The sequence below is a fragment of the Shewanella sp. DAU305 genome (genome assembly GCF_026802235.1).
GTDB lineage: Bacteria > Pseudomonadota > Gammaproteobacteria > Enterobacterales > Shewanellaceae > Shewanella > Shewanella baltica.
The window spans coordinates 1,177,071-1,190,790 of sequence record NZ_CP113808.1; the positions used below are offsets into that span (position 1 = coordinate 1,177,071).

The window sequence follows — 13,720 nt, forward strand, 5'->3', positions numbered from 1 at the left end:
TAAGTATTGGCCGCGCGTAGTAGCCCTTCCTTGGGCGTTACGAGCATTAACTTTGTTGGGGTATACTCAATTGCTGGCAAATATATTGGATACACAGTTCCCGCTGCTGACACCAAAGCCCATAGCTCACGGGGATAAGTTTAATGCCTGCGCGCTGTAAGAGTTTATACAGTTCAATATCGAAAAAGTCCGCCCATGGTCCTGGGTAACCGATTAAATCTATTGCTAAATATTGGTTACCATAGCGGCACAGAATATCCAGTTCTAGCCCCGCCATATGGTAGGCGCGCCAGACTGTTATGCCTTTTGCTTCAATCGCCTGTGCCACCGACTGGCCGAAGCTATCGAGGGCATCGACATAATTGTGCGCCGCTTGAAATTGGCCCGCCGATGCTAAGTAAGTTGCCAGTAAATTATTGTTGGGGAGCTCATGCGCTTGTACCGATAAAAATAGCCACTGCATTTGTTTAGCGCGAGTGATGGCGACATTGAACATATCGGCTCGATTTAAATACATGGCAGCGCGGCTGTCGTTGGCCGTAATGCTAAACGACAGCAGCATAATATCGCGCTCTTCCCCTTGAAAACCAAAGGGGGTGGCAATCCGTAATTGGTGACGTTCTATTTGCTGCGTGCTAAAGCGCGCGAGGATCTGCTGGGATAAATACTCCGTCTGATTGCGAAAACAGGAGAGCACACCAATGCTGGAAGGCACTAAGACATTCTCTTGTTCATCAATCAGTTGAGAAAGTTTTTGAATTAATGCCTCCGCTTCTATGGCGTTAATGCCCTTGCTATCACGGCTGCCAGTCACATTGACTCGGTGTAAGTGTCCAGAGCTTGTGCAGGGTCTGTGCTGCATAATCTTCAGCATGCCTTGATAAAACTGCTGATTACTAAATTGGATCAGCTCAGGTTTACTCCGAAAATGCTCATTTAAAAATACCACTTGGGATTGGCTCGCAAGGGATTGTGATACTAAGTCGAGCATACTGGCATCACGGTAGCTCATTAGACCGCGGCAATCCGCAGCGAGTCCGAGTTGAGTCTGGATTTGGGTTTGTTTTGCGCGGGACAAAAACGAGAAATGTCGCAGTTGTTTGCTGTCGCCCACCACCAATGCCGCCTTGGCTCGCTGCAAGGCCGGTAAACATGCGGCAATATTGGCTTGAGTGGCTTCATCAATAATCACTAAATCAAACATTTGCTGCTCCATAGGGAGCACTTTATGTAAGCTGGCAAGGCTAGATAACCAAATGGGAAAGGTTTGTTTTAGGGCATCAAAATCCGTTTTGTAGAAACCTTCGAGTTGCTTAGCGGACTGCCGAGCGCGAAGTGCACTGGCAAAACTCACCAGCGTACTGCGCTTATGTTTGAGTAATTGGTTTAATCGATAGTGAGTGGCCAATTGTAAGTATTTGAGGCTTAAGTCTTCTTTTTGGGCGATGAGGGCCGTTAATTTATCGAGCACATCCCATTGCTGAGCAAACTGTTTGATCCCGGCACGGTAAGCCCAGTTGTAAAATCCTAAGCGCCAGCGCGATTGTCCTTGTTGTAAGGTCGCCAGTTTTTGGCCGCGACGTATGGCGTGTCGGCAATGGTGAATAAAACCGGCTTCCATTTTGGTTTGCTCGCGAGTCACAGTATTAAGTTGCTGTTTTGCATTGAGTAGTAGGATATCCGAGAGGGTTTCAGCAGTCGCAGGATGCTGACCATGCAGCATTTCATCTATCTGGTTTTTAAGGACTTTAATAAATTGCGGCGAGCCGGCGCGAATAAGGCTGCTCCCAAGCTGGAATTGTTGCTGCAACTTATCGGCAATCACATCAACGGCAACATCGGTGTGGGCGACGATGAGGACAGATTTACCCCTTAATACCTGCTCCGCCGCCACTGTGGCTATGGTGTAACTTTTACCCGTTCCCGGTGGACCCGATATTTGCCCCAAAGTTTGATTGGCCGCCACCTTTAAGGCTTGAATTTGTGCGCGGCTTAATAGCCCAGGAAGGTAATTCTCTTGGGTATCGACATTGTGACTAACTGAATCTCGAGTTGGCGCTTGCCCAAACAGCGCTTGAAGCGGCGCAGAGTGTGAAGGCGCTGTGATGAGATTGTCGAGTTCGTGCAATATGCCGCGACTTGCCTGCGAACGCTCTGCAAGAATAATTTGGCTGCGACTAACCATAAACCGCCCACGTTTACGGCATAAGCCAGTGAATTCAGTCTCATCGATCAGCTTGGGAAAATGCAATAAATGACTGGTATCAACATCGGCTTGGCCCGCCCGCAGCCAAGCTATCCAGCCACTGACATCCGTTGGATTATCGCGTAACTCTTGACTTAAGCTGTGTCCTTCAACGACTAATTTTTCTAACAGGGCTTCATTGATGGTGAATGGCCCGCCGCCAGAGAAGCTGTTATTAGATTCGAGGTAAATGTTATCGCCATCGGCCTGCAATTGGCATTCGCGGTACAGCAATGGCGTGACGACTTTACGTTTTTCGCCATTAAGCTCGACAGTGCCGCAGAAAAACAGACAAGAGTGCAATAATACTTTTTCACGTAGATACAAGGCACTACGCGCCATTAATGCGGAGGCAGGAGCAAATGGCACCGGCAAGCGAGGCAGAAAGCCACTGCTTAACTCGTCTTCACCTTGGAGCAATAGCTTTTCTTGCTCAGCAAGTTTGTGGCTAGACCAAAGGTTAATTTCAGCACTATCGTGTTGAAAACACTGTTTGTAGTAGTTAAGAATCCCTTGCAAACCCTATCCATCCCAAAGGCTTAATTGGCGGTGCGAGAGTAACTCAATCGCATAAGTCGAACAAGGTTTGCACCAACTGTGGATGATTTCTCCATGGTCGCAATAGCCTAAAAGAGAGGTATTCGATATGCCAGCCTTATTGCTCTGGAGCGGAAGCGTTTTTGTAGATGTGAACTAAGGTATCAGCAATCGCATTTGTATCAATTAAGGGCCCGAAAAGTGGCGTTTGTATCAGTATTTTGTGTGTTATTGAAATGTTTGTTAAGTGTTTGAGTTTGTGAAATATTTGTTTTTGTTTTTAGTGGAAATTGCCATTGTTGTCATTGTATAACTGCGTAGACTGAACTGAATTTTTGTCTGCTAATGAGGGAAACAATGATAAAAAGTAAGCTAAAGGGATTCGCGGTTTTGACCTTCGCCTGTTTAGGCGTGACCGCTTGCGGTGGTTCTGATAATGACAAGGATGAGGATACCTCTAAAACTGATACTTATGTGCAATTCTATAATGCGACAGTGGGGAGCACTGCTACCGCGCTGAAGATTGGCGATAAAACCTATGAAAGCGTGAGCTACGCAGATGCGATGCCACGATTTACATCTACCCCCGGTGTGAGTGAGGTAGAGGTGATGGGTAAGGATGCGGCAAATAAAGATATTTCACTCTACAAAGAGAATATCGATTTAAAAACGGCAACCGACCATTTCTTTGTATTGCATGGGGATTTTGCCTCGCCAGCCCTTTTGAATATCAATTACTCGCGTACCGAGCTCGATAAACAAAATGCCGAAGCGGACAAGAGCAAGATGCAATTATTGATTGCACACACTGCGACTGATGCACCTGCCTACGATGCCTATATTGCCAAAGCGGATAAAGGCTTTGCCGATGCAGTGATGCTAGGCAGCGTCTCCTATGGTGAGGTTTCAACACCACAGATTTTAGATACAGGCGACTATAAAATTTATCTGACTGCGGCGGGTACGACCAATATCAGTTACACCACGGCAAGCATTAACTTTAAAACCAAGGTGCCTTATAAGTTGATTTTAAGGGAAAGCTTTGGCGCTTCAGCCGCTAAAATCAGTTTAGACAGCGTCGACTCAACCACCAATGTGCGTAACCATGTCGCCCTCGAAAGCAGTGTAGACTTTAGAGTATTCAACGGTTTGGTTACACATAATGTCGATGTGAAAGTGGCGAGTAGTAAGCAAGAAGCGCTATTTAGCAATGTGGCCCCCTTCGGCGTAACAGCTTACCAAGGCGCCGAGTTTAATGACTTTGGTGTGAGCGTACTTGACCATACTAGCCAAGCTAAATTACTCGACAATGTGCTGATCACCCTTAATCAAGATGATATTAAAACCATCTTCATTTACGAGCAGGCGACAGAGCAGGGCAGCCAAGTGAAGGCGATGGAGATGAAGCAAACTCAGACTCCAAGCCCCTATAGCTTTAAGTTCGACATTGTGAGTTTTGCCGATAAAAGCAATCTCACTGTGTATTTCTTAAAAGCAAATGACACGATTGAAACTGCGGTAAATAAAATCACTGCAGTCAATCCTGCGAGCCCTCAGTCAGTCACTGTACCTGCAGGCGAATATTCTATTAAAGTTATCGCAGTCGAAAACGGCACTAAAACCGTTGTCTATGCATCCGATTTAATGGATTTCAGCAATGAAGATAATGTCACTATGGTGCTGAATAAAGATCCTGCGACTAGCTTTGGTTATAACTTGATTAAGATCTAACCGCTAAGGTGAGTAAACTTAGCTAATACAAGAGCGCTACTTAGGTAGCGCTTTTTTTGGGCTGTTTTTTAGGTGTTGGTTTTAGAGAGGCTTAATAGATTCAGCATTATTCTCTTAGCGTGCGCTTTTTATTGATTGTGGCAGTGAGGTTAATGTAGGCTAATCGGCAAAAATTAAGCTGAGTGATTGTTGTGTGAATAGCGCTGTTGCGTGGATAACGCGAGCAACAATAGGAAAAGGAGTTCACTGTGATGAGTAAAGGATTTAAAGACGGCCATTTCCAAATTGGTGAAGGCAGTATTAGCGGCACCATAGCGTGTATGTTAGCCATATTATCGTTTCTGGGTGTATTGGCATTTCATTTCCCCGAATATCTCACCACTCCAGAATTACGTCAAAGCTATAACGTCGATGTTATTCGTAGTTTGATATTTGTCGCCTTAGTGGTGTCGGGTAGCTTAGGTTTATTGAATTTTATTCGAAATAAAAATAAACGATTTGGCTTTGTGGCTTGGGTATTTGTGAGTTTAGCGATCGCCTTTGGTGGCCATCAAGTCGAGGTCGAGCCTTTTGCCAATCATAAGGTCTCACTGGGTTTGGATTGGTTTATTTTAGACTTATTAGGCTCAACCTTAATTTTCATTTTTATCGAGAAATGGTTACCCCATAAACCAGAACAGGCAATATTGAGACCCGAGTGGCAAGGGGATTTGAATCATTTTCTGGTGAATCATTTAGCGATTGGATTTGTATTATTGGTGGCAAACCAATTTGTGCAGTCGAGCTTTTCTTGGGCCATTTCCAGCACAGTGCAAAGCTTTATCGCGGGTCTTCCCTTTGTGTTGCAACTGCTGTTGATCCTATTGGTCGCCGATTTAATGCAATATGCGGCGCATCGCGCTTATCATGAAATTCCTTTCCTGTGGCGCTTCCATTCGGTGCACCATAGCGCCAAGCATTTAGATTGGTTGGCGGGATCTCGGCAACATATGTTTGAGTTGATCGCTACCCGTTGTTTGGTACTCACGCCGATTTTTATCTTGGGATTCTCTAAAGACATTATCAGTATTTATGTGATTATCGTTGGCGTGCAGGCGGTCTTTAATCATGCCAATGTCCAAGTTAACTTCGGCTGGTTACGTTACTTAATTGTCAGCCCGCAGTTTCACCATTGGCATCATGCTTCCGATAAGGCGGCCATCGATCGTAACTATGCTGCCCATTTTTCTTTTTTAGATTACCTCTTTGGGACCGCAGTTCGAGGTCAGAAAGAGTGGCCAGAGCAATATGGTGTCGTTGGCGATTACATGCCTGTTGGTATGTTTAAGCAGCAATTGTATCCCCTTGGGTTAGCGAAGAAAGACACAAAATAGCAGCGTTGTATTTGAAGTGACTCTTCTCAAGTCACAAGTCACAAGGCATAAGGCATAAGGCATAAGCCACTCTTCCTGTAAGCGTGGGACAGAAAAAAGCCCAACACAGCGTTTTTAATTAGCGCTTTGTTGGGCTTTTTGCTGTTAACGCCGTAAGCGTTACTCGCTGATTTTCAGTTCTTGACCTGGCTTAATAATGCTTTTGCCATTGAGCTGGTTCCACTTCATTAAATCAGCCAGTTTGACCTTATTCTTACGGGCGATTTTATCCAGTGAATCGCCGGATTTCACCTTGTAGGTTTTCGCTTTTGCCGCTGGTTTGTCGGCCGATTTTGAGCTGGCGGCTTTAGTGCTACTGGCATTCGACTTAGTCGATGACTTGCTGCTGACTTTGCTATCGGCCTTAGTGTTGGCTTTAGCGGGTTCAGGCGCATTGTCATTGGCCGCCATTGGCGTTAATAGTGTGAGCTCTTGGCCGACTTTGAGACGGTCAGAGGTCAGATTATTAGCCTGTTTTAATGCTTTGACTGACGTATCAAACTTGGCCGCGATTGTGCCTAGGCTGTCGCCGGATTTAACTATGTAGCTTTGGCTGTCATAGCGTTTTTGGGCGTAGAGTTTGTCGTGATTTTCTTGATATTGACCTATGTTTTCCAGCGGTAAGGCGATTTGATATTTGCCTTTGCTCGGGATCACGCCTTGGCGAAAGCCAGGGTTATAGGTTTTAAATTCTGCCTTGCTCAACCCTGCCGCATTGGCGATTTGGCCGATATCCACGCCATTGGGCGCAGGTACTCTATCCAAGAAAGGGCGGTTAGCTATCGGCCGTACTTTTAGATTGTAATGATTAGGGGCGCGAATAATTTGAATAAACGCCAGCCACTTAGGCACAGTTTGTACGCGTTTCGCCGGAATGCCCAGCGACCAAAAGTCCGTCGGTTTACCCTTGGCTTTGTTCTTGTCGATGGCGGCTTTAATCACCAATTCACCGGTATTGTAGGCGGCGACGGCGTTGATCCAGTCGTGATCTAAGGTGTCGTATAAATGCTGTAGATAGTCGAGCACGGCATCGGTTGAGGCCAGCGCATCTTTGCGACCGTCGTAGGCAGAGTTAACCGTTAAGCCAAAATTACGTCCTGTGGCGGGGATCATCTGCCACAGTCCAGCCGGGCCGTTTGCCTGTGCCAGTGGATTGTAACCACTCTCGACTATGGGTAATAACGCCAATTCTAATGGCATGTTACGGGCTTCGAGCTGGCTGATGATGTAATACAAAAAGGGCTCGGCGCGTTCGCCGACTTGATTCATAAACTTCTGTTTATCATCGAAAAAGTTACGCTGTTTGCGCACTTCGGCATCGTCATGTACGTCAATGGTATTGGCGTGTTGGATCTTTTCCCAAACGTCGCTGTACTGCTCAACCACTGCGGGTGGTGTGTGCTGCTGGTGTTGTGGCGAGTGGTCGCTACCGTTACTCACATCATTTGCTGGGGCACTGAATTCTGTGGTCGATGGGCTTGCCGACGTGGTCGCGCAACCGCTCAATTGGGCCACGAACATGGCCAGCATTAGCACTGTAAAAGAGTGCGTTTGGCGAAAATGTTTCCGCATGATTGTCCTGTGATGAGTTAACTGGGCATTCCATATTGGTGCACATGCTAATCTGTTTTCGCGTTTCTGGATAGCTCCCCACGGTTTCCCCCTATTTGCAGCGCCCGCCTAACGCCAGCTTAACGCCGATTGTGCTGCCCTTTGGCTGGATATCTTGCGTTTAGCTTTAGCTATTAATGCGCTACCATAGCGGCGATTTTTCATTGACTTGGGTAGCAAAGTGCAGACGTTAGCGCAGTTAAGAGCAGGGCAGTTACAAGGGATCACGCGTTTACAATTGGTCGAGGAGTTAACCGAGTTTCCGCGGGAGATTTTTGACTTAGCCGATACCCTCGAAATCCTCGATTTATCGAATAATCAATTGAATACTTTGCCCGAGGACTTGCACCGTTTATCGCGTTTAAGGATCCTCTTTGCTTCTAATAACCGCTTCGAACACTTACCCGAGACATTAGGGCGCTGTGCGAATTTAGAGATGATTGGCTTTAAGGCGAATCAAATCCGCACTGTGACTGCCGCCGCGTTACCGCCACAAACCCGCTGGCTCATTCTTACCGATAACTACATCGAGACCTTGCCTGCGGCTATGGGCGATTTACCTCGTCTGCAAAAATTAGCATTAGCGGGCAACCGGTTAACGGCTTTGCCCGAGTCTATGGTCAATTGCCGTAACTTAGAATTAGTGCGTCTATCGGCCAATCAACTGCAAGCGCTGCCAGCTTGGCTACTGAGTTTGCCTAAGCTAACTTGGCTCGCTTTTGCGGGTAATCCGTTCAGCCATACCTTGGTCGATCCCCATGCCGATGTGGCCACAGTGGCAAACGTGACTCTGCATGATATCAAGTTGGCAGAAAAACTGGGCGAAGGGGCTTCTGGGGTAATTTACCGTGGTGATTGGTTGAATCAAGCCATGATAGCCGCGACGGGGTCATCACAGATTGCGGTAAAACTCTTTAAAGGGGAGGTGACGAGCGATGGTTATCCCGCCGACGAGTTAGATTGCTGCCTCACAACGGGAGATCACCCGAGCCTTATTAAGGTGGTGGCGCACATCAGCCAGAAAGACCAATTGGGCTTAGTGATGGAGCTCATCCCGCCCGGGTTTAGCAATTTAGGTTTACCGCCAAGTTTGGCAACCTGCACCCGTGATACCTTTCATGCTGATACCCAGTTCAGCCTTGATGACGTGACTAAGATTACACTCCAATTGGCCGATGCGATGGCGCACATGCACGCCAAGCAAGTCAGCCACGGCGATGTCTACGCCCATAACATTATGATTAATCAACAGATGAACTTGTTGTTTGGTGATTTTGGCGCGGCATCCAATTTACGCAATCTGTCTACAGTAGAGCGCTTGGCAATGGAGGCGATTGAAGTGCGTGCGCTGGGCTGCTTGATTGAAGATTTGTTGGCCTATGTGGATGCATCAGCCTATGTGAGTGCCTCGATTGGCCTTGAACACTATAAAAAGTTGAGTGCGATTAAGGATGAGTGCATGCAGTTAGATGTGACTCAGCGCCCCTGTTTTGCAGACGTGAAAAAGGCCATCGGAGCCCTGCTAAAAGGCAAATAGTGGCTTGCTAACAGGCTGGCTTTACATCTGTTTCTGGTTTGTTGTGGTTTGTGTGATTTTGTGTGATTTAAGTTTTGTCGATTAGGTTTTTCGTTAACTCATTGTTTTGTTTGAATGTGTAACAGTATTTTTACTGGCACTGACTGGGATTATGCCTATAGGCTGTATACCCAAATAACCTCAAATTGCTGAAACAGGCATTTGGGGGACTTGGTATTAGTCTTGGGTTCAATCCGGTTTGCTGTTGTCGGATAGGATGTCCGTTGAATAGTAAGAACGATAGGTTTGCATACTATGTTTACACGAACGCTGTTTACACAAACGCTGTTTATACAAAGAGTGACTGAACGAGCACGCAGTGCATGCGATATTTCATTAAAAAGCCCCCATCATCTCCCAAAGGCGCCCTTATTCGCGCCTTTGACGTTTCTATTGGCGAGTCTTTTCACCTTAACCCCTATAGCCGTATCTGCGGCGGACAAGGTCGACGTTATCCCTGTGACGGTCGAGGCCATTAAAGAAACCTCCTTTGCCGATGTCGTCAATGAAGTCGGTAAAATTAACGCCATTGATTCGGCGATACTCAACTTTAACGCCAGCGAAAAAATCAGTGCCATTCATTTTAGTAACGGCGACAAAGTGACGAAAGGCCAAGTGATTGCCGAGCAAGATAACACTAAGGCCAAGGCCGATTTAGACAAGGCTAAGAGCACCTTAGCACTGGCGAAAACTAAGCTTGAGCGTATTGAAGACCTGCTGATCAAAGAGCCTTTCGCACTCGCCAAGCAAGATGTGGATGAGCTGCGGGAAAATGTGAATCTGGCCGATGCCGATTTTCGCCAGAAACAAGCGACCATGAACGATTACTTGATCAAGGCGCCCTTCGACGGTCAGCTGACAAGCTTTAGCCAGTCCATCGGCAGCCAAATTGGCGCAGGTACAGCCTTAGTCACTCTCTATAGTTTAAATCCCGTCGAAGTCCGTTATGCCATCAGCCAGAACGATTTTGGTAAGGCGCAAAAAGGCCAGAAGGTAAATGTAACTGTCGAAGCTTATGGCAATAAGGTGTTCAAAGGGTTAGTTAACTATGTGGCTCCAGCGGTGGATGAAAGCTCAGGACGAGTTGAAGTGCACGCCGCCCTTGACAACCCAGAGTTCAAACTGGCGCCCGGCATGTTCGCCAATATTAAGCAGTTCTATAGCCGTGGGATTAAACGCTTATTAGTGCCGCAAAATTCGATTATCGCCAATAACGACGAACGCTTTGTCTGGTTAGTGCGGGGCGATAGCGCTGTAAAACAAGTGGTTAAACTCGCGCAAAACACCAACGACGGTTATGCGGTCGTGACCGAAGGTTTAGCCGAAGGCGATCTCGTGGTTAAGACGGGCATGCAAAACCTCAAGTCCGATAGCAAGATCAAAGTCATTCAGGATAAAAACACGGCAGATAAAGCTTCAGCCTCCAGTTCCAACTCAGGTGCGGGTGCTACTCCAAGTCCTGAACCTAGCACTGAGGGGGCCGAATAATGCGTTTACCCGAAGTCTGTATTCGTCATCCTATCTTCGCCTCCGTACTCAGCATTATGGCTGTGTTACTGGGCTTGATTGCCTTTCAAAAACTCGATATCCAATATTTTCCTGAGCACACCACCCACTCGGCATCTGTGAATGCATCGATTGCAGGGGCGAGCGCCGATTTTATGTCGAGCAATGTGGCCGATAAGTTGATTGCTGCGGCTTCGGGCATAGACAAGGTCGATACTATGTCGACCGACTGTAGCGAGGGGCGCTGCTCGTTAACAATTAAATTCAATGACGATACCAGCGATATCGAATACACAAACTTAATGAATAAGTTGCGTAGCAGCGTCGAAGGGATTAACGATTTTCCCCAGAGCATGATAGATAAGCCAACGGTCACCGACGATACCTCGGCCACCGATTCTGCCAGTAATATCATTACCTTTGTGAACGCGGGTGGCATGGAAAAGCAGGCCATGTACGATTACATTAGCCAGCAGCTAGTGCCGCAGCTCAAGCAAGTGCAAGGTGTTGGCGCTGTATGGGGGCCCTATGGCGGCTCACAAAAGGCGGTTAGAGTCTGGCTCAACCCCGAGCAGATGAAGGCGCTGAACATTAAGGCCGCCGACGTGGTGGGCACGTTAGGCTCCTACAATGCCAGCTTCACCTCGGGCGCGATTAAAGGTAAATCGCGGGATTTCTCGATTAACCCATTGAATCAAGTTGAAACACTCGAAGATGTGAAGGACTTAGTGATCAAGGTCAGCGAAGGCAAGATCATCCGAGTGGCCGACGTCGCCGATGTGGTGATGGGCGAAGAAAGTCTGTCGCCGAGTATCTTGTCTATCGGTGGCCATAGCGCTATGTCGCTGCAAATTTTACCGCTGAGCAATGCTAATCCTGTGACAGTTGCCTCGAACATTAAGGCCGAAATTGCGCGTATGCAGCAGCATTTACCCCAAGGATTAGAAATGACCTTGGCCTACAATCAGGCCGACTTTATTGAGGCTTCCATCGACGAAGGCTTTTCCGCGCTGATTGAGGCGGTGATCTTAGTGTCGCTGATTGTAGTGTTATTTTTGGGCAGCCTGCGGGCGGCATCGATTCCGATTATTACCATTCCCGTGTGTGTGATTGGGGTGTTTGCCGTAATGTCGGCCCTCGGTTTTAGCATCAATGTGTTGACCATTCTGGCTATTATTTTGGCCATCGGTCTGGTTGTTGATGATGCTATTGTGGTGGTGGAGAACTGTTATCGCCACATCGAAAACGGTGAAACGCCTTTTAACGCGGCGATTAAAGGCTGTCAGGAAATCATCTTCCCGATCATTGCCATGACCTTAACGCTCGCGGCCGTGTATTTGCCGATAGGATTAATGTCGGGGTTAACCGCCGATCTGTTTAGGCAATTCTCCTTCACCTTGGCCGCCGCCGTGATGATCTCTGGGGTGGTAGCGTTAACTTTGTCGCCTATGATGAGCGCCTATCTTATCAATACCACTGAGCAGCAGCCGAAATGGTTTAGCCGAGTCGAGCATGCGCTGCAACAGTTAAACGATTTGTATATCAAAGAGCTGGATAAGTGGTTTACCCGTAAGCGCTTAATGCTAGGCGTGGCTGTGGTGCTTATCGGTCTTGCAGGTATCGCCTACTGGCAGTTGCCGAAAATCCTCTTGCCTGCAGAAGATTCAGGCTTTATCGATGTGGTGTCGAATGGCCCAACGGGTGTGGGTCGCCAGTATCATCTGAACCATAACGCTGAGCTTAATGGCGTGATGGATGAGCATCCCGCCGTTGGAGCGAACCTGTCTTACATCGAGGGCGAGCCAGTAAACCATGTGCTGCTTAAACCTTGGGGTGAGCGTAGCGAGGGCATAGATGATGTGATCAGTGACTTGATGACTAAATCAAAGGAAAGCGTTTCTGCCTATAACATGTCCTTTAGTATTCGCTCGGCGAATAATCTCAGTATTGCCAATAACCTGCGATTAGAGTTAACGACCTTAGATCGCAACAAGGACGAGCTCAATGATACCGCCGCCAAAGTGCAAAAGTTACTCGAGGATTATCCTGGACTGAACAATGTGGGTAACTCAGTGCTGAGGGATCAACTGCGCTACGATCTGTCTATCGATCGCAACGCCATTATCCTCTCGGGCGTCAGCTATGGTGATGTGACGAATGCGCTGTCGACCTTCCTTGGCTCAGTTAAGGCGGCAGACTTACATGCCACCGATGGCTTTACTTATCCGATTCAAGTGCAAGTAAACTTAGATAAGCTCAGTGATTTCAAAGTATTGAATAAGCTGTACGTCACCTCAGAATCTGGACAAGCCCTGCCGTTATCGCAGTTTGTGTCGATTAAGCAGACCACGGCTGAATCGAACATTAAGACCTTTATGGGCCTTGATAGCGCCGAGCTGACGGCGGACGTTATGCCCGGCTATTCCACCGATGAAATCAAAGCTTACTTAGACGAGCAACTGCCAACGCTGCTCAACGATGCCCAAGGCTTTAGATACAATGGGGTTGTGAAAGATTTAATGGATTCACAAGCGGGTACCCAGTCGCTATTTTTGCTGGCACTGGTGTTTATCTATTTGATTTTAGCCGCGCAGTTTGAAAGCTTCGTCGATCCCTTAATCATCTTACTGACTGTACCTTTGTGTATTGTTGGCGCGCTGTTGACCTTAACCTTGTTTGGCCAGAGCGTGAACATCTACTCGCAGATAGGGTTATTAACCTTAGTGGGGTTAGTGACCAAGCACGGCATCTTGCTGGTGGAGTTTGCCAATAAGCAACAAGACCAAGGCTTGAGTGCGATTGAGGCGGCGCGAAGCAGTGCTAAATCTCGCTTAAGACCGATTCTAATGACGTCGTTAACCATGATTTTAAGTGCTATTCCTTTAGCGCTGGCTTCTGGGCCGGGCTCATTAGGGTTAGCCAACATAGGGTTAGTCTTAGTCGGTGGCCTATTGGCGGGGACCTTCTTCTCGTTATTTGTAGTGCCTGTGGCCTATGTCGCTATGGCCGAACTCAAAGCTAAGGATGTACTTGCAAGGTTGCGTAGCGCCAAAGCTTAGTCGCCTGTTCGTTGGGGTTTATCGAGACTAGATCGACTGCATG

General features: G+C 47.4%; 7 protein-coding genes. 5 read left to right on the top strand and 2 right to left on the bottom strand.

What is annotated here, in order from left to right; genetic code table 11:
* Positions 1–46: 46 nt before the first annotated feature.
* The gene (locus OX890_RS05170; RefSeq protein WP_268650195.1) at positions 47–2,764 is read right to left on the bottom strand and encodes a DEAD/DEAH box helicase; all 2,718 of its coding nucleotides are present in this window, start codon (positions 2,762–2,764) and stop codon (positions 47–49) included.
* A gap of 375 nt (positions 2,765–3,139) precedes the next feature.
* Between OX890_RS05170 and OX890_RS05175 the strand changes: the two genes are divergently transcribed.
* The gene (locus tag OX890_RS05175) at positions 3,140–4,513 is read left to right on the top strand and encodes a DUF4397 domain-containing protein (protein ID WP_268650196.1); all 1,374 of its coding nucleotides are present in this window, start codon (positions 3,140–3,142) and stop codon (positions 4,511–4,513) included.
* Between the two features lie 251 nt (positions 4,514–4,764).
* Positions 4,765–5,886, top strand: a complete 1,122-nt coding sequence (locus OX890_RS05180; RefSeq protein WP_006083140.1) for a sterol desaturase family protein — start codon at positions 4,765–4,767, stop codon at positions 5,884–5,886.
* 159 nt (positions 5,887–6,045) lie between these two features.
* On the opposite strand, the gene OX890_RS05185 is transcribed toward OX890_RS05180, so the two are convergent.
* Positions 6,046–7,497, bottom strand: a complete 1,452-nt coding sequence (locus OX890_RS05185) for a LysM peptidoglycan-binding domain-containing protein (RefSeq protein ID WP_268650197.1) — start codon at positions 7,495–7,497, stop codon at positions 6,046–6,048.
* Between the two features lie 220 nt (positions 7,498–7,717).
* Here OX890_RS05185 and OX890_RS05190 point away from each other — a divergent pair, with 220 nt between their 5' ends.
* From OX890_RS05190 to OX890_RS05200, 3 genes are all read left to right on the top strand, one after another.
* Positions 7,718–9,073, top strand: coding sequence for a leucine-rich repeat-containing protein kinase family protein (locus OX890_RS05190; protein ID WP_268650198.1), 1,356 nt, complete (start codon positions 7,718–7,720; stop codon positions 9,071–9,073).
* 294 nt (positions 9,074–9,367) lie between these two features.
* Positions 9,368–10,600, top strand: coding sequence for an efflux RND transporter periplasmic adaptor subunit (locus tag OX890_RS05195; RefSeq protein ID WP_011847873.1), 1,233 nt, complete (start codon positions 9,368–9,370; stop codon positions 10,598–10,600).
* Positions 10,600–13,677, top strand: coding sequence for an efflux RND transporter permease subunit (locus OX890_RS05200; protein WP_268650199.1), 3,078 nt, complete (start codon positions 10,600–10,602; stop codon positions 13,675–13,677). Before OX890_RS05195 ends, OX890_RS05200 begins: the two co-directional genes overlap by 1 nt.
* Positions 13,678–13,720 lie beyond the last annotated feature (43 nt).

Excerpts from the sequence above, each read along its gene's own strand:
- OX890_RS05175 (WP_268650196.1), top strand. The coding sequence starts at position 3,140 with ATGATAAAAAGTAAGCTAAAGGGATTCGCGGTTTTGACCTTCGCCTGT.
- OX890_RS05195 (WP_011847873.1), top strand. The coding sequence starts at position 9,368 with ATGTTTACACGAACGCTGTTTACACAAACGCTGTTTATACAAAGAGTG.
- OX890_RS05180 (WP_006083140.1), top strand. The coding sequence starts at position 4,765 with ATGAGTAAAGGATTTAAAGACGGCCATTTCCAAATTGGTGAAGGCAGT.
- OX890_RS05200 (WP_268650199.1), top strand. The coding sequence starts at position 10,600 with ATGCGTTTACCCGAAGTCTGTATTCGTCATCCTATCTTCGCCTCCGTA.
- OX890_RS05185 (WP_268650197.1), bottom strand. The coding sequence starts at position 7,497 with ATGCGGAAACATTTTCGCCAAACGCACTCTTTTACAGTGCTAATGCTG.